The sequence below is a fragment of the Sorangium sp. So ce131 genome, from assembly GCF_051519095.1.
Lineage (GTDB): Bacteria > Myxococcota_A > Polyangia > Polyangiales > Polyangiaceae > Sorangium.
The window spans coordinates 863470-879354 of sequence record NZ_CP150455.1 but is presented as its reverse complement, the minus strand read 5'-3'; the positions used below and the strand labels follow the sequence as shown (position 1 = coordinate 879354).

Genomic DNA, 15885 nt, shown 5'->3' with positions numbered 1-15885 from the left:
GGAGCGCGCGGCTCGCGCGCCGCGCCTCCCCCGCCCGCATCGACCAGGCGCGCGGCATTCGTGACGTGACGAACTGCATCACTCCTCTTCCTCCGCGGCCGAGGCCTCCACGCCCCCGCTCGTCTCGACCAGCTCGACGTTCAGGCACAGAGACTGGAGCTCCTTGATGAGCACGTTGAAGCTCTCCGGGAGCCCCGCCTCCAGGGTGTAATCCCCCTTCACGATGGCCTCGTACATGCGCGTGCGGCCCATCACGTCGTCGCTCTTCACCGTGAGGAACTCCTGCAGCGCGTAGGCCGCGCCGTAGGCCTCCATCGCCCAGACCTCCATCTCGCCGAGCCGCTGCCCGCCGAACTGCGCCTTGCCGCCGAGGGGCTGCTGCGTGACGAGCGAGTAGGGCCCGATCGAGCGCGCGTGGATCTTGTCGTCGACCAGGTGGTGGAGCTTCAGCATGTACATGATGCCCACCGTGACGTTCTGGTCGAACGCCTCGCCCGTGCGGCCGTCGAAGAGGATCGCCTGCCCCGACGTCGGGAGGCCGGCGAGATCCAGAGCGCCCTTGATGTCCGACTCGTGCGCGCCGTCGAACACCGGCGATCCCATGAAGACGCCCTCGTCGACCGTCTTGACGAAGCGCTTCACGTCGCCCTCGTCGAGATCGTCGAAGAAGCCGTTCATCGACTCGTCGCCCGCGTAGATGGCCTTCAGGTGCTCCTTGATCTCGGCGGCCGACCGCTGCTGCTCCAGCATCCGCTGCAGCTGGTTGCCGAGCTCGAAGGCGCCCCACCCGAGGTGGATCTCGAGGATCTGACCGACGTTCATGCGGCTCGGCACGCCGAGCGGGTTGAGCACGAGGTCGACCGGCCGCCCGTCCTGGAGGTACGGCATGTCCTCCTCGGGCAGGATGCGGCTGATGACGCCCTTGTTGCCGTGGCGGCCAGCCATCTTGTCGCCGACCTGGAGCTTGCGCTTGATGGCGATGTAGACCTTCACCATCTTGATCACGCCCGGCGGCAGCTCGTCGCCCTTGGAGAGGCGGTCGATCTTGTCGCGGAAGTGCTCCTCGCGCGTCCGGACGAGCTCCTCGAGGTCCCGCAGGATCTGCTGGACCCGCTCGGCGTCGTCGACCGGGATCTCGCCCCAGTACTTGCGGGGGATGTCGACGAGCGAGGCCTCATCGATGATGGCGCCCTTCTGGAAGAGCACCTTGCCCTTGTCGTCGACGAGCTTGCCCGTCGTCTCCTTGCCGAGGAGGATCTCGCGGATGCGGCGGAAGAACGAGTCGCGGAGGATCTTGATCTCCTCGTCGCGCGTCCGCTCGATCCTGGCCCGCTCCTGATCCTCGATGTCCCGCGCGCGGTCGTCCTTCTCGGTCCCCTTGCGCGAGAACACCCGGGCGTTGATGACGATCCCGCCGACGCCCGGCGGCACCTTGAGCGAGCTGTCGCGCACGTCGCCGGCCTTCTCGCCGAAGATCGCCCGGAGCAGCTTCTCCTCGGGGGAGAGCTGGGTCTCGCCCTTCGGGGTGATCTTGCCGACCAGGATGTCGCCCGGGCGCACCTCGGCCCCGATGCGCACGATGCCGGAGTCGTCGAGGTCCTTGAGCGCCTCCTCGCCGACGTTCGGGATGTCGCGGGTGATCTCTTCCTTCCCGAGCTTCGTGTCGCGGGCGACGCACTCGAACTCCTCGATGTGGATCGAGGTGAACACGTCGTCCTTGGCGATGCGCTCCGAGACCAGGATCGAGTCCTCGAAGTTGTAGCCCTGCCACGGCATGAACGCGACGAGCACGTTCTGGCCGAGCGCGAGCTCGCCCATGTCCGTCGACGGGCCGTCGGCGAGCACGTCGCCCTTCTTCACCACCTCGCCCGTCCTGACGACCGGCTTCTGCGTGTAGCAAGTCGACTGGTTCGAGCGCTGGAACTTCATGAGGTGGTAGATGTCGGGCACCTCGGCGCCCTCGCCCTCGGCGCGGACGACGATGCGCGTGGCGTCGACGCTCTCGACGACCCCGGGGCGCCGCGCGATGACGCACACGCCGGAGTCGCGCGCGAGCCGCTCCTCCATGCCGGTGCCGACGAGCGGCGCGTGGGACTGCACCAGCGGCACGGCCTGCCGCTGCATGTTGGCGCCCATGAGCGCGCGGTTCGCGTCGTCGTGCTCGAGGAAGGGCACGAGCGCAGCGGCGACCGACACCATCTGGTTCGGAGCGACGTCCATCAGCTCGACCATCTCGGGCGTCACGATCTTGAACTCGCCGTTGTAACGGGCCGAGACGAGCGACTCCTTGAAGCGGCCCCGCTCGTCGAGGTTCACCGTCGCCTGGGCGATGTACTTGCCCTCCTCTTCGAGCGCGGAGAGCCAGATCACGTCCTCGGTCACCCGGCCGTTCTCGACCTTCCGGTACGGCGTCTCGACGAAGCCGAACTCGTTCACGCGGGCGAACGTCGACAGCGACGCGATCAGGCCGATGTTCGGCCCTTCCGGCGTCTCGATCGGGCAGATGCGGCCGTAGTGGGTCGCGTGCACGTCGCGCACCTCGAACCCGGCGCGCTCGCGGGTGAGGCCGCCCGGGCCGAGCGCGGAGAGGCGCCGCTTGTGGGTGACCTCGGAGAGCGGGTTCGTCTGGTCCATGAACTGCGAGAGCTGAGAGCTCCCGAAGTACTCCTTCACGACCGCGCTGACCGGCTTCGCGTTGATCAGGTCGTGCGGCATGAGCGTGTCGATCTCCTGCGACATGCTCATGCGCTCCTTGATCGCGCGCTCCATGCGGACGAGGCCGATGCGGTACTGGTTCTCCATCAGCTCGCCGACCGCGCGCACGCGGCGGTTGCCGAGGTGGTCGATGTCGTCGACCGAGCCGCGGCCGTTCTTCAGCTCGATCAGGTGCCGGACCGTCTCCAGGATGTCCTGCGGCGTGAGCACGGTGAGGTCGAGCCCGGGGCGCTCCTCCTCCGGCACGTCCCGGTAGAACTTGTAGTTCAGCTTCAGCCGGCCGACCTTCGACAGGTCGTAGCGCTCGGCGTTGAAGAACAGGTTGTGGAACAGGGTCTTCGCGGTCTCGAGCGTCGGCGGGTCGCCCGGCCGGAGCCGGCGGTAGATCTCGAGGATCGCGTCCTCCATCGTCTTCACCTTGTCGGTGAGCAGCGTGTCGCGGAGGTACGAGCCCACGTTCAGGCCGTCGATGAAGAGGATGCGGAACTGCTCGATGTTCGCCTCGCGCAGCCGCTCGAGCTTCGCCTCCGTGAGCTCCTCGTTCACCTCGACCACGACCTCGCCCGTCTCCGGGTCGACGATGTCGTGCGCCGCGACCTTCCCGACGAGCTCCTCCGGCTCGAGGCTGAGCCGCTCGAGCTTCGCCTCCTTCATCTTCCGGATGGCAGCGCGGGTGAACTTGGTGTTCTTCTTGACGATGACGTCGTTGCCGATCTTGATGTCGCGCGTCGTCCGCTGGCCGGCCAGGAGGTCGTACTCGATGCTCTTCGCGTACTTGCCCCCCTTCTCGAGGTACACGGTCTCGGTCGAATAGAAATAGTTGAGCAGGTCCTGCGTCGAGTACCCGAGCGCGCGCAGCAGCACCGTCGCGTGCATCTTCCGCCGGCGGTCGATGCGGACGTAGATGATGTCCTTCGGGTCGAACTCGAAATCGAGCCACGAGCCGCGGTAGGGGATGACGCGCGCCGAGTAGAGCAGCTTGCCGCTCGAGTGTGTCTTGCCCTTGTCGTGGTCGAAGAAGACGCCGGGGCTCCGGTGCAGCTGGCTGACGACGACGCGCTCGGTCCCGTTGATGATGAACGTGCCCGTCTCGGTCATCAGCGGGAGCTCGCCGAAGTAGACCTCCTGCTCCTTGATGTCGCGCACGATCCGCTCCCCGCCGTCGCGGGTGTCGTAGATCATCAGCTGGTTCGTGACCTTGATCGGCGCCGAGTAGGTCATCCCGCGCTGGCGACACTCGTCGACGTCGTACTTCGGCGGCTCGAGGTTGTACGAGACGAAGACGAGCTCGCTCGTGCCGTTGAAATCTTTGATCGGGAAAACCGAGCGGAACACCGCCTGCAGCCCGACCTCCTCCCGGTCGTTCGGCGGAACGCTCATCTGGAGGAACTTGTCGTAGCTCGACTTCTGGATGTCGATCAGGTTGGGGACGTCGATGATGCGACGAACGCGACCCAGGTTCTTACGGACGCGGAAGTTGGATTGGACGACCGACGGCATCGATTTCCTCCGGCTCACACGAGCGGTGCGGGGCGGACGCACGGCTCGAACCGAGCAACGAACACGAAGCTACGCACCAATGGCGAGCGAGCGTCCCCAGGGCGTGGGGACCCAAAACATCTTGGATGTGTGGGCAGAGCGGACCGCGTGGCGACCCATGAAGCTCCGGCGTTGGTCGAGGACCCGCACCCGCGATCCTCTTCCGCATTGACCGAGGACCCGCTTCCGCGGTCCTCTTCAGAATCGACCGAGGACCTGCACGCGCGGTCCTCTCCAGACAAAAGCGGGACGCGCGGCAGGGACGACCGCCCCTGCCGCCGTCCTCCGGCGGATCCCGATTTCCCTGACAGGGAGCGGTGATCGTTACTTGAGCTCGACGGTAGCACCTGCCTCGACGAGCTTCTTCTTCATCTCCTCCGCGTCCGCCTTGGAAACCTGCTCCTTGACGGTCTTCGGCGCGGCCTCGACCAGGTCCTTCGCTTCCTTCAGCCCCAGACCGGTGATCTCGCGGATCGCCTTGATGACGCCGATCTTGTTGCTGCCGGCGTTCGCGAGGATGACGTCGAACTCGGTCTGCTCGGGGGCCTTCTCGGCCGGAGCCGCGGCAGCGCCGCCGCCCGCCGCGACCGCGACGGCCGCGGGCGCAGCCTTGACGCCCCACTTGTTCTCGAGGTCCTTGATGAGCTCGGCGATCTGGATGACAGGGAGGTTGGAGAGGTAGTCGACGACCTGCTCGCGCGTGATCTCAGCCATTGCAAAACTCCTTCAAACTCTTCTGCGCGCCCCCGAGGAGGGGGGCCATGTAGACCAAAACCTGACGGGCGCAAGGCCCAAAACCTACGAAGCTCCTGCTCAGCCCGCCGTGCCCGCGTCTTCCTTCGCTTTCAAGAGATAAGCGAAATTCTGGAGAGGCGCGTTGAGCTGTTGCACGAATTGCTGGAGCGGCGCCTGGAGCGTCGCGAGCAGTGTGGCGCGGAGCTCGTCCTTGCCGGGCATCGACGCGAGCTGGGACTCGACGGCGTCGCCGGAGAGGATCTGCCCCTCGATGAGGCCTGCCTTGATCTGGAGCTTCTGGTTGTCCTTGCGGAACGCCTTGACGACCTTGGCTGCCGCGCTCGGATCCTCGTAGCTCCAGGCCACACCGGTCATGCCGGTGAGGTTCTTGGCCAGGTTCGCCGCCCAGGGATGCTCCTTGATGGCGTGGCGGACGAGCGTGTTCTTCACGACCCGGTACTCCACGCCGGACTTCCGGAACTCGTCGCGGAGCTTGGTGACCGCCTCGACGTTGAGCCCCTTGAAATCCACGAAGACCGCGGAAGACATCCGCTCGAACTTTTGCCGGACGGAGCCGACAACCACTTCCTTCTGGGATCGTTCCATGGGCTACGCCTCCTCCGTCTTGCCGGTGAACTGGACCGGGTCGATACGGACCCCGGGCCCCATCGTCGAGGACAGCGTGATGCTCCGGAGGTAGATGCCCTTCGCCGTCGCCGGCTTGGCGCGGACGAGCGCCTGGATCAGCGCGTCCGCGTTGATGTGGAGCGCGTTCTCCGCGAAGGAGACCTTGCCGATCCGAGCGTGCACGATGCCCGCCTTCTCGACGCGGTACTCGACCTTGCCGGCCTTGGCCTCCGAGACGGCCGTCTTCACGTCGAACGTCACGGTCCCGACCTTCGGGTTCGGCATCAGGCCGCGCGGACCGAGGATACGGCCGAGCTTGCCGACCAGACCCATCATGTCCGGCGTCGCGATCACGCGATCAAAGTCCATGAAGCCTTCCTGGACCTTGTTCACGAGATCCGCCTCGCCGACGAAGTCGGCGCCGGCAGCCTCGGCCTCCCTGGCCTTCTCGCCCTTGGCGAACACCAGAACCCGGAGCGACTGCCCCGTACCGTGCGGGAGCACCACGGCGCCGCGGACCATCTGGTCCGCGTGCCGCGGGTTGACCCCGAGCCGGACCGCGAGGTCCACCGTCTCGTCGAACTTGGCGGGCGCGGCTTTCTTCACGAGCGCGCACGCCTCCTGCAGTGTGTACTTTCGAGCGCGGTCGACGACTGCCCGCGCTGCGAGTTTCTTTTTGGCGACTTTCGGCACATGCCCTCCTTCTTAACGGCTCTCGCCTCCCACGGTGCGCCTGGAACAACCGTGGTAAGTCCTTGCTACCCGCTCCACCGGGGCGCCCGCCATGGGAGCGCCATCCGAGCGGCGCGCGCCCCCAACGAGGGGCGCGCTACGACCCACCTCAGTCGACGATGTCGATGCCCATCGAGCGGGCGGTGCCCGCCATGCTTCGCATCGCGGACTCGAGGTTCGTCGTGTTCATGTCCTGCATCTTGAGCTGCGCGAGCTCCTGCAGCTGCTTCTGGGTCACCTTGCCGACCTTGACCTTGTTCGGCTCCTTCGACCCCGCGCCCGGCTTCTTCTTCGTCTCGAGCCCCGCCGCCTTCTTGAGCAGGACGGACGCCGGCGGCGTCTTGAGGATGAACGTGAACGAGCGGTCGGAGTAGACCGTGATCACCACGGGGATGATCAGGTCGCCCTGCGCCGCGGTCCTCGAGTTGAAGTCCTTGCAGAACGCCATGATGTTGACGCCGTGCTGGCCGAGCGCCGGACCGACGGGGGGCGACGGGTTGGCCTTGCCCGCCGGAAGCTGCAGCTTCACGTACCCAGTGACTTTCTTCGCCATGATGACTCTCGCACCCTATCGAACCGCCGCCCGACGGGCGGACTACTTTTCAGAGAAACAGTGAAGACCGCGAAGGCGTGGTCTTCCCCTTCAGGCTTGCAGCCGCTCGCTCCCGGCTAGCGCTTCTCCACGGCCGAGAAGTCGAGCTCGACGCTGGTGGGCCGGCCGAAGATGCTGACCTTCACCTTGAGCTTCTGCTTGTCCATCTTCACGTCGTCGACCGTGCCGGTGAAGTTCGCGAAGGCCCCGTCGAGGACCCGCACCTCTTCACCCACCTCGAACGTGAGCCGCGGCTTCGGCTTGACCGACCCCTCGACGATCCCCCGCCGGAGGTTGTCGATCTGCGCCAGCGGGACCTCCTGCGGCGTCTGGTTGCCGATGAAGCCGGTCACCTTGGGCGTGTCCTTCACCAGGTGCCAGACCTGCTCGTTCATCTCCATCTCGACGAAGATGTAGCCGGGCAGGCTCAGCTTCTGGCGAACGCGCGTCTTGCCACCCGGACGGTTCTCCGTGACCGTCTCGCTCGGGATCAGGATCTCACCGAACCGATCTTCCAGTGCGTACTGCTTCACGCGCTGTTGGAGCGCTTCGCGCACCTTCGCCTCGTATCCCGAGTAGGTATGGATGACGTACCACTTCTTGGCCATGGCGCTTGGTTCCCTCAGGATCTCCCTGCTTCAGCTTCCATCGCCGTAAACGATGTTGGTCACGAACGCCCAGAAGCGGTCCAGCAGCGCCAGGTAGAGGGTCGCCACGGTGGTCGTCGCGATGACGACGAACGTCGAGTTCGTCACCTCTTTCTTGGTCGGCCACTTCACTTTCGCCAGCTCGGCCGCCACCTCGTCGCTCCAGGTGCGGATCTCCGGGTTCCGGAACATCCGGAATACGACCACGAGCGCGATGATGCCCCCGATGACCGTGCCGTAGGTCGTCTTCTCGTCGTCACCCACCGCGGTCAGCGCCGGCAGTGCCCGGCTGAACCAGTCCTTGTCGGCGAGCGTCGCCCAGACGCCATGGATGAGCTTGCCGAGCACGTAGGCCAGCAGCATGCCCCCGGCGAAAAAGCCGGCGATCACATAACGCTCGGTCCCGAGCTGGGTGGCGACGACCTCGTCGTCCTCATCACCCGCCTCCTCGGCGTCCTCGGGCGCACCCGCTTCGGCAGGGCCCGGCTCCTCGCTCCGCAGCACGAGGGGCGCCTCGGCGGGCGCGATCGGCCCAGATTCCTCCGGCTCCCCCTCCTCCGCGACCTTCGGCGTCTGCTTGTCTTTTTGACCCTTCGCCATAACTACACCAAACGCGCCGACCCGCGGCAGGCAGGAGCCTGCTCGATGGGGCTCCGAGGGCGGCCCGGCAACGCCCACATTCCCCGGCAGGGGCAGAGAGGCTCGAACTCCCGACCTGCGGATTTGGAATCCGCTGCTCTACCAACTGAGCTATACCCCTAGAACCGCTGGCCTTCCTGAGCACCCGTTCACTTCGTCTCGTTGTGAACCGTGTGCTTTTTGCACTGCTTGCAGAACTTCTTGAGGGAGACGACCTGCTCGGGCGCCTTCGTGGTCTTGTAGTTCCGCGACTTGCATTCGCAGCAGGCCAGTGAGACGGCGATGCGCGCCGCACGCCACCCACCGGCCTGCTCACCCACGACCGCCTCCTACGCGAGGATCTTGGTCACGACGCCGGCGCCCACCGTCTTGCCGCCCTCGCGGATGGCGAAGCGCATCTGCTCCTCCAGCGCGACCGGGGCGATGAGCTCGACCGTTACCGTGATGTTGTCGCCCGGCATCACCATCTTCACCCCCTCGGGGAGGTTCACCGTGCCGGTCACGTCCGTCGTGCGGATGTAGAACTGCGGCCGGTAGTTGGTGAAGAACGGCGTGTGGCGCCCGCCCTCCTCCTTCTTGAGGACGTACACCTCGCCGGTGAACTTCGTGTGCGGCGTGATCGACCCAGGCTTCGCGAGCACCTGGCCGCGCTCGATCTCTTCCTTCTCGATCCCGCGCAGCAGACACCCGACGTTGTCGCCCGCCTGCCCCTGATCGAGCAGCTTCCGGAACATCTCGACGCCGGTCACGACCGACTTCTTCGTGTCCTTGAAGCCGATGATCTGGACCTCGTCGCCGACCTTGATCACGCCGCGCTCGATGCGGCCCGTGGCCACGGTGCCGCGGCCCTTGATCGAGAACACGTCCTCGATCGCCATCAGGAACGGCTTGTCGATGTCGCGGACCGGCTCCGGGATGTAGCTGTCGAGCGCGTCGAGCAGCTGCTGGATCGTCGCCTCCCACTTCGGGTCACCCTGGAGCGCCGGCAGCGACGCGCCGCGGACGACCGGCGCGTTGTCGCCGTCGAACTTGTACTTCGACAGGAGCTCGCGGACCTCCATCTCGACGAGGTCGAGCATCTCCGGGTCGTCCACCGCGTCGCACTTGTTGAGGAAGACGACGATGTGGTTCAGGCCGACCTGCCGGGCGAGCAGCACGTGCTCGCGCGTCTGCGGCATCACGCTGTCGAGCGACGACACGACGAGGATCGCCCCGTCCATCTGCGCCGCGCCGGTGATCATGTTCTTGATGTAGTCGGCGTGCCCGGGGCAGTCGACGTGCGCGTAGTGGCGCTTCTCCGACTCGTACTCCACGTGCGCGGCCGCGATGGTCACCGTCTTGGTCTCGTCACGGACCGTCCCGCCCTTCGCGATGTCGGCGTACGAGATCGCCTTCGCCAGCTGGCGCTTCGACTGCACCTTGACGAGCGCCGCCGTGAGCGTGGTCTTGCCGTGGTCGATGTGGCCGATCGTTCCGACGTTCACGTGCGGCTTCGTACGAGTGAATTTCTCCTTGGCCATCGAGATGTCTCCTGCCGATATGAAGTTCGCGGCTGCGGTTCGCTGTCTCTTTGGAGCCCACCATCGGGATTGAACCGACGACCTCGTCCTTACCAAGGACGTGCTCTGCCAACTGAGCTAGGTGGGCAGGCGACCGACCACAGAGCGGGCGACCGGGTTCGAACCGGCGACGTTCAGCTTGGAAGGCTGACGCTCTACCAACTGAGCTACACCCGCGGGCTTCCGCAGGGAATGACCCTGGCGGATCTGTAACTTGGTCGGACCGCGTTCGGAGCGAAAACCGCCCCGGTGGAGGGTGATGGATTCGAACCATCGTAGGCATTGCCGGCAGATTTACAGTCTGCTCCCTTTGGCCGCTCGGGCAACCCTCCAGAATTTCTATCTTTTCAGCCTTTTCGGCTCCTGTCTCTGCCGTGACCTCCCGAAGCGTCGACCTGCTGCCTTGCATCGGAGCTGGCGAGGGGACTTGAACCCCTAACCCCCTGCTTACAAGGCAGGTGCTCTACCGATTGAGCTACGCCAGCGACCTCAACCCGCTGCCCGCCCCCGATGTGCGGGGAACGGACGTGCTGACCTAGCGAAATGTCCCAAGACCGATCACTTCTCTGCGAGCAATCTACTCCCGGCCCCGCCGAACCGCCTACCCGCGCCGACCGAAGCGTGTCGGCCGGGCTGGACCGCAGCGAGGTGAAGACGTGGGTGCCGTTCACATCGCTCCGAAGGTAGACGTGTCCCGCGAAGGGAGGAGGCTCTTAGCCCCCTGCAAGAGACGTGTCAAGCGGTGTGCATCGTTTTCGTCCGTTTGGCTGGGATCGGCCGCGGGCACCGGGCCCGTGGAGCCGTCGGCGCCGGATCTACCACCTCCTTCGGCGGTCGCCGAGCGCGCGCGATGGATGCGCGATTCCAGGGCGGGCGTCGAGCAGAATGCGACGGCGCCGGCGTGATCGCGCGCGCCGAGCGCCTGGCGCCGGGCAGGACGTAGAGGCCGGGCACCTCGCGCGGGCAGCGAGCGCCGCGCGGCGCGGACGGCGCGGACGACGCGGACGACGCGGAGAGCGCCTGCTCCGCCGCGCGGCGCGGTCGCCTCGAGGCGCGGCGCGCCTCCGCGCGCGGCGACCGCGCGGCGACGCGGAGCAGGCGCTCTCCGCGTCGTCCGCGCCGCGCCGCGCGCGGGCACACACAACAGAGGCGCGCGGCGGCGGCGAGCAAGAGCTCCTTGCGCTCGGAGCGCGGCTGCTGCGATCCTGCCCCGCGCACGTCCGCCCGAGCGCGCAGCGATGCGGGCCCGGCGCGGCGGTCGCGTCTCGTCACGCTCCGGGGGTAGAGGTTCGATCGCATGGATTGTCCTGCTTGCCATCAGCCAAACATCGATGGGGCGCGGTTCTGCGCCACGTGCGGCGCGCTCCTGCCCGTCGCGCCGGTGGAGGCAGATCCGCTCATCGGCACGATCGTGGGCGGCCGCTTCCGGATCGTCGGGGTGCTCGGCGAGGGCGGGATGGGCCGCGTCTACCACGGCGAGCAGCCGATGGGGACGTCGGTGCGGAAGGTCGCCATCAAGACGCTCCTCGAGCAGCACGCGAAGGACCCGCAGGTGGTCGCGCGCTTCATGCGGGAGTGCGGCACGGTCAGCGAGCTCGAGCACCCGAACACGATCAAGGTCTACGACTTCGGGCAGACGAACACCGGAGAGCTCTACATCGCGATGGAGCTCCTCAACGGGCTCTCGCTCGAGACGGCGCTCGAGCGGGGCGGCGCGCTCTCGCCCGAGCGGGTCGACCGCATCCTCGCGCAGGTGTGCGGCTCGCTCCAGGAGGCGCACGAGAAGGGGATCGTCCACCGCGATCTGAAGCCCGCGAACATCTTCCTGACGAAGCGCGCCGGCGAGGAGGACTACGTCAAGGTCCTCGACTTCGGCATCGCGAAGCGCGACGAGCGCAGCGCCAAGGCCGAGCAGAAGCTGACGCAGCAAGGGACGGTGCTGGGCACGCCGCCGTACATGAGCCCCGAGCAGTTCACCGGGAAGGAGCTCGACGCGAGGAGCGACATCTACTCGCTCGGCGTGATGACCTACGAGATGCTCACCGGGCGCCTGCCGTTCGAGGCCGAGACGCCGTGGGCGTGGGCGACGCAGCACATGACGGCGCAGCCGTTTCCGTTCGAGACCGTCCCCATGGGCGCCGCGGCCCCGGCGAAGATGAAGGCGGCCGTCATGAGGGCCCTCAGCAAGAACCGCGAGGACCGCCCGCAGTCGGCGCGCGAGTTCTACGAGGATCTCACGATCGGCGCGGGCGGCCGGCTCTCGGTGCTCGCGTCGGCGCCCCGAACCCAGATCGACGCCCCGCCCGGCGGGACGGCGATGATGCCGTCGCGCCCGGGCCAGACGCAGATCGGCGAGCCGCTCTTCGTCGCGGGCGGCCCTCCCACGGGGCAGGGCCGGACGGTCGTGAACCAGCACTCGGCCACCGTGATGGACCAGGCGGCCATGCCGGTGGGCGCCGTGCCGGCGCACCCGCCGGTGCCCACCGGCAGCGGCCAGGTGTTCCCCGCGCCGCCGCCGCCGAACACGAAGAAGAGCAGCGCGGCCCCCGTCATCGCGGCGATCGCGGGCGCCCTGGTGCTCGGCATCGCGGGCATCGTGCTGCTCACGCGAGGGGGCGGCGATGGCGCGACCGAGGAGGGCACCGCGCCGACGATCGCGCTGTCCGCGAGCGCGTCGCCGGTCACCGTCGCGTCGGATCCCACCGTGCCCGTGCCGTCGAGCGCGCCCTCCGCTGCCGAGGCGCTCCCTCCCGAGCAGGGCGACCCGAGCAAGGCGACCCCCGACACGCCGAAGAACACGCCCACGTCGACCGCCGCGCCCAAGGCGACGACGCCCGCCGGCAATGAGAAGGCCGAGCAGGAGTGCAGGGCCGCGATCAACCTGGCGAACGGCGGGAACACCGAGCTCGCGGTGAAGCGCTTCGCCGGCTGCGACGGACCCAGGAAGGCCGAGGCGAAGTCTGCGATCGGCTCGAGCGCCAAGCGGGCGGTCTCCTCGAAGGGGTGCGCGGCCAAGTCCCACGCGACCGCCGCCGCGCGGATCGGCGTGACCGAGGCGCTGAGCCAACTGCAATCGCGCTGCCCGTGACGGAGTCGTCACATCGGGATCGCGCGGCGCGACGCAAATGCAGCCAATCAGGCCGATCGGACGGAACGCCCGAGGGGTCCGGGCTGTTCCACCGTCACCTTGACGCCGGATTTTGGCAGGTGCTAGATCCCGCGCCGACGGTTCTGAAAGCTCATGGTACGCCGCGCCTCTGCTTGGCCGGCGCTTGACTTTGGAACATGGGGGAGAAGGTCGCTCACGGGAAATGGGCAGTAAGATTCGTTTGGTCACGCCCCGCATGACATGGCGCGACATATGTCGATCCGAAGAGTTCGCTGGCCGCTGGGTTGCTCTTGACAACGTCAGGTACGTTCAGGGCGGTCCGCAACCGGCCGAGGCCGACGTCGTCGACGCAGACGACGACCTGGCCGACTTATGCGCGAGGATGCGCGAGGCCGACCGCACGGCATGTGCGATCCTCTTCGTCGAGGACGAGGCCGGGGTGCCCTCGAGAGTCCAGCGCGCGCCGCAGCCGTGGCGCCGCGTCGCACATCACTGACCGGCTGAAACACCCTCCACGCCACACTCTTTAAAGTAACGAGCGCGCCAGCGCCGGGAGCCAACCGAGCACACTCGGCGAGCTCCGGTGCTGGCAAGCTCGCGTCCATAGACGCCGCGCGCGCGCACGCTGCCGGCGGACCCTTCCCATGTACGCAGCCGAGGAGACCCGGCCGGTTACTTGAGGATCGGCTTCAGCAGCGTCTTGCCGTCCTTCACCACGACATCGTAGTCGACGGACTTGGCCGGGTTCGTCGCGCGCAGCTTCGCGGCCTGCGCGCGGAGGCTCTCGGCCAGGCGCTCGTAGGTGACGCCGGCCGTCGATTCCTGCGCGGCGCGCTTGGTCTCGACGTACTTCGCGTAGATCTGGCGCAGCCGCTGCTCAGGGAGCTCGTCGTCGCGCGCGGCAGGCCGTTGCGCAGGCGGCGCAGGTCGTGCGCGCGTCCCGTTGTCGAGCGCGGCGCGCGCGGGCTCCGGGGGGCGCGAGGAGGCGCGCGACGTCGGGTGCCGGGCGCCGCCCCCCGCGCCCGTGGTTGCGGCAGCAGCCGCAGGCGGCACCGTGGAGCGACGGCGCCGGGACGCCGGTGGCCGTTCGGAGTGCGCGCGCTCTTGCCGCTTCGCTGCCGGGCTCCTCGGGTCGGCTGCCGCGGAGGCGCCCCCCGGCGCCACCCCGGGAGGGTCCGGCTGCGGCCTGACGGGCGGCGGCGGCGGTCGCCTCGCCGGAGGCGGCTGCGCAGCCGCAACGTCCGCCGCGACCTCGGCAGGCGGACCGAGCGCGCCCTTCGCGACATCGCTGCTCTGAGCGCCCTGCATGCGCTTGGCGCGCATCTCCGCGGCGAGCTCGGCCACCCGCTGCCGGCTCGCGCCGCCCGCCCCGGCGGGCTGGGTCCGGTCGCCGGAGGAGCGGCCTGCCGGCCTCGGTTGGGCGCCGGTGGCAGGTGCCTCCGCTGGCTTCGCCTCCGCTGGCTTCGCCTCCGCTGGCTTCGCCTCCGCCGGTTTCGGCTGAGGCCTGGTCAGGCCGAGCCCCCGGGGCAACCCTCCAAGCGGGGCGGGCTTCACGGCGGCCGCCGCCTGAGGCGGGGCGGGCGGCACGAGCGCGACGAGAGGGCGCGGCGGCGGGGCGACCGGCGCTGCGATCGACGCCTCCGGCGCGACCGAGGGCGTGAACGCGTCGCTCGAAGGAGCCGCCTCCACCGCGGGCTCCTGCTGCCGCGCGGGCATCGCGGCGGGCAACGGCGGGGGCGCCAGCGTGACGGCCTCGTCGTCGACGTCGAGCTCGTCGTCGACGTCGAGCTCTTCTTCGTGGTCCTCGTCGCGTTTGGCCGCGTCGCGGCCCGCGGAGCTCGCCGCTTGCTGCGCGGCGAGCTCCGCGTAGCGCTCCGCCCGCTTCCGGCCGACGATCGTGAGCGCCTCCTGCGCCCCGAACCGCTTCGCCGCGCGCATCACGTCGCGGCGGTACGTGCCGTTCTCGATCTCGCGCGCGACGCGCCCCCAGTACTGCTGGAACGTGTTGTAGCGCTGGATCAGCATCTGGAACTTGAACCGGAGGCCGGTGTTCCTGATCTGCTCGCGCCGCATCACCCAGATGCGGCGCTCGACGTCCTTGCGCGGGATGAGCGGCTCCAGCCGCTCGATCCCCATGAAGTACTGCTCGTAGAGCGCGCGCAGGCGCTCGATCCGCGTCTCCAGCTCCTCGAGCTCCCTTTCGACCTCGGTCGCGTCCATCGGCTAGAGGGGCATGATGCGCAGGTTGTCGAAGCACACCGGCGCATCCCATTCGTTGAAGCCGAGGTGCTCGTGCCCCGGGCCGGCGAGCGGCGCGGGATCGCGGAGCTCGAGGTAGTCGACGTCGTTGACGGCCCAGGAGATCGTCTTGCCGTCGCGCCGCTCGATCCGGAATCGGTACGGCTGCCCCGGCGCGACGGGGCGCGCGCGCTCGTCGTCGCTCTCCGGCTCGACGTCGATCTCCAGCCGATCTGCGCCGTGCTCGTCGAGGCGGGCGAGCACGTGCTTCGTGTTCTTCCACCCGCCGAGGATCACGAGGTAGCTCGTCGCGTTCGTGTAGCTCGCCGCGGTCGCGCCGCTCCGTCCATCGCCCCAGAGCTCCGCCTTGAGATCGCCGTCCGGCGCCTCGGCGATGGCGTCGAACTCGATCCGCGCGTTCTCCGGGAGCGGCCGCTTCAGCCACACGCCGCGGTTCCGCGCAGCGCGGACGCACAGGCGCCCCTCCTCGATCTTCCACTTCGGGCTGAGGGCGTTCCAGTCGGGGCCAAGCGCCGGGCGGTCGAAATTGTCCTCGAACACGCCCTCGAGCGGAGCGCCCTTGACCGCGCCCGCCGGCGAGGTGGTCGCCGCCGCCACGGACGTCCCGGCCGGCCGCGAGCTCGCGTCGCCTGTGGCCGGCCCTTCGGGGACACACGACGCGCTCACCAGCAGCCCGGGGACTGCGACGACGCTGACGGCGGCTCGGCGAGAGAGCACGGAAGCGATGCTAGC

General features: G+C 68.2%; 12 protein-coding genes and 5 tRNA genes. 1 reads left to right on the top strand and 16 read right to left on the bottom strand.

All coding sequences use genetic code 11. The features are described 5' to 3' along the window. Positions 1-78: 78 nt before the first annotated feature. The 14 genes from rpoB to WMF43_RS03210 all read right to left on the bottom strand — a co-directional run bounded on the left by rpoB (position 79) and on the right by WMF43_RS03210 (position 10270). Positions 79-4215: a DNA-directed RNA polymerase subunit beta gene (gene rpoB, locus WMF43_RS03275; RefSeq protein WP_437677461.1), complete on the bottom strand. Its 4137-nt coding sequence runs from the start codon at positions 4213-4215 to the stop codon at positions 79-81. A gap of 363 nt (positions 4216-4578) precedes the next feature. Then, complete coding sequence (gene rplL / locus WMF43_RS03270; RefSeq protein ID WP_437677460.1) at positions 4579-4968, bottom strand: 50S ribosomal protein L7/L12; 390 nt, start codon at positions 4966-4968, stop codon at positions 4579-4581. Between the two features lie 99 nt (positions 4969-5067). Then, positions 5068-5595 carry a 50S ribosomal protein L10 gene (rplJ, locus tag WMF43_RS03265; protein ID WP_437677459.1) on the bottom strand — a complete coding sequence of 176 codons (528 nt, stop codon included), beginning with the start codon at positions 5593-5595 and terminating at the stop codon, positions 5068-5070. Between the two features lie 3 nt (positions 5596-5598). Beyond that, positions 5599-6309 carry a 50S ribosomal protein L1 gene (rplA, locus tag WMF43_RS03260; RefSeq protein ID WP_437677458.1) on the bottom strand — a complete coding sequence of 237 codons (711 nt, stop codon included), beginning with the start codon at positions 6307-6309 and terminating at the stop codon, positions 5599-5601. 148 nt (positions 6310-6457) lie between these two features. Then, the gene (gene rplK / locus WMF43_RS03255; protein ID WP_437677457.1) at positions 6458-6901 is read right to left on the bottom strand and encodes a 50S ribosomal protein L11; all 444 of its coding nucleotides are present in this window, start codon (positions 6899-6901) and stop codon (positions 6458-6460) included. 116 nt (positions 6902-7017) lie between these two features. After that, on the bottom strand, positions 7018-7548 hold the full coding sequence (gene nusG, locus WMF43_RS03250; RefSeq protein ID WP_437677456.1) for a transcription termination/antitermination protein NusG: 531 nt from the start codon (positions 7546-7548) through the stop codon (positions 7018-7020). 30 nt (positions 7549-7578) lie between these two features. After that, positions 7579-8187, bottom strand: coding sequence for a preprotein translocase subunit SecE (gene secE / locus WMF43_RS03245; RefSeq protein ID WP_437677455.1), 609 nt, complete (start codon positions 8185-8187; stop codon positions 7579-7581). A gap of 87 nt (positions 8188-8274) precedes the next feature. Continuing rightward, a tRNA-Trp gene (locus tag WMF43_RS03240) sits at positions 8275-8347 on the bottom strand. Positions 8348-8375: 28 nt separating this feature from the next. Beyond that, positions 8376-8546, bottom strand: coding sequence for a 50S ribosomal protein L33 (gene rpmG, locus WMF43_RS03235; RefSeq protein ID WP_437677454.1), 171 nt, complete (start codon positions 8544-8546; stop codon positions 8376-8378). Between the two features lie 9 nt (positions 8547-8555). Then, positions 8556-9746 (bottom strand): elongation factor Tu, encoded by a 1191-nt coding sequence (gene tuf, locus WMF43_RS03230; protein ID WP_104977281.1) that lies wholly within the window; start codon positions 9744-9746, stop codon positions 8556-8558. A gap of 51 nt (positions 9747-9797) precedes the next feature. After that, positions 9798-9873, bottom strand: a tRNA-Thr gene (locus tag WMF43_RS03225). Positions 9874-9889: 16 nt separating this feature from the next. Continuing rightward, positions 9890-9962: transfer RNA gene (locus WMF43_RS03220), tRNA-Gly, on the bottom strand. A 73-nt stretch (positions 9963-10035) separates the two neighbouring features. After that, positions 10036-10117: transfer RNA gene (locus WMF43_RS03215), tRNA-Tyr, on the bottom strand. Positions 10118-10197: 80 nt separating this feature from the next. Continuing rightward, positions 10198-10270, bottom strand: a tRNA-Thr gene (locus tag WMF43_RS03210). 812 nt (positions 10271-11082) lie between these two features. Here WMF43_RS03210 and WMF43_RS03205 point away from each other — a divergent pair. Beyond that, positions 11083-12873 carry a protein kinase domain-containing protein gene (locus WMF43_RS03205; protein ID WP_437677453.1) on the top strand — a complete coding sequence of 597 codons (1791 nt, stop codon included), beginning with the start codon at positions 11083-11085 and terminating at the stop codon, positions 12871-12873. Positions 12874-13566: 693 nt separating this feature from the next. Here WMF43_RS03205 and WMF43_RS03200 read toward each other — a convergent pair. After that, a complete protein-coding gene (locus WMF43_RS03200) occupies positions 13567-15114 on the bottom strand; it encodes an MXAN_5187 C-terminal domain-containing protein (protein WP_437677452.1) in 1548 nt (515 codons plus the stop codon). Between the two features lie 3 nt (positions 15115-15117). Continuing rightward, positions 15118-15870, bottom strand: a complete 753-nt coding sequence (locus tag WMF43_RS03195; protein WP_437677451.1) for a hypothetical protein — start codon at positions 15868-15870, stop codon at positions 15118-15120. Positions 15871-15885: the final 15 nt, after the last annotated feature.

Coding starts and splice junctions, on each gene's coding strand:
- rpoB (WP_437677461.1), bottom strand. CDS start 4,215: ATGCCGTCGGTCGTCCAATCCAACTTCCGCGTCCGTAAGAACCTGGGT.
- rplL (WP_437677460.1), bottom strand. CDS start 4,968: ATGGCTGAGATCACGCGCGAGCAGGTCGTCGACTACCTCTCCAACCTC.
- rplJ (WP_437677459.1), bottom strand. CDS start 5,595: ATGGAACGATCCCAGAAGGAAGTGGTTGTCGGCTCCGTCCGGCAAAAG.
- rplK (WP_437677457.1), bottom strand. CDS start 6,901: ATGGCGAAGAAAGTCACTGGGTACGTGAAGCTGCAGCTTCCGGCGGGC.
- nusG (WP_437677456.1), bottom strand. CDS start 7,548: ATGGCCAAGAAGTGGTACGTCATCCATACCTACTCGGGATACGAGGCG.
- secE (WP_437677455.1), bottom strand. CDS start 8,187: ATGGCGAAGGGTCAAAAAGACAAGCAGACGCCGAAGGTCGCGGAGGAG.
- tuf (WP_104977281.1), bottom strand. CDS start 9,746: ATGGCCAAGGAGAAATTCACTCGTACGAAGCCGCACGTGAACGTCGGA.
- WMF43_RS03205 (WP_437677453.1), top strand. CDS start 11,083: ATGGATTGTCCTGCTTGCCATCAGCCAAACATCGATGGGGCGCGGTTC.
- WMF43_RS03200 (WP_437677452.1), bottom strand. CDS start 15,114: ATGGACGCGACCGAGGTCGAAAGGGAGCTCGAGGAGCTGGAGACGCGG.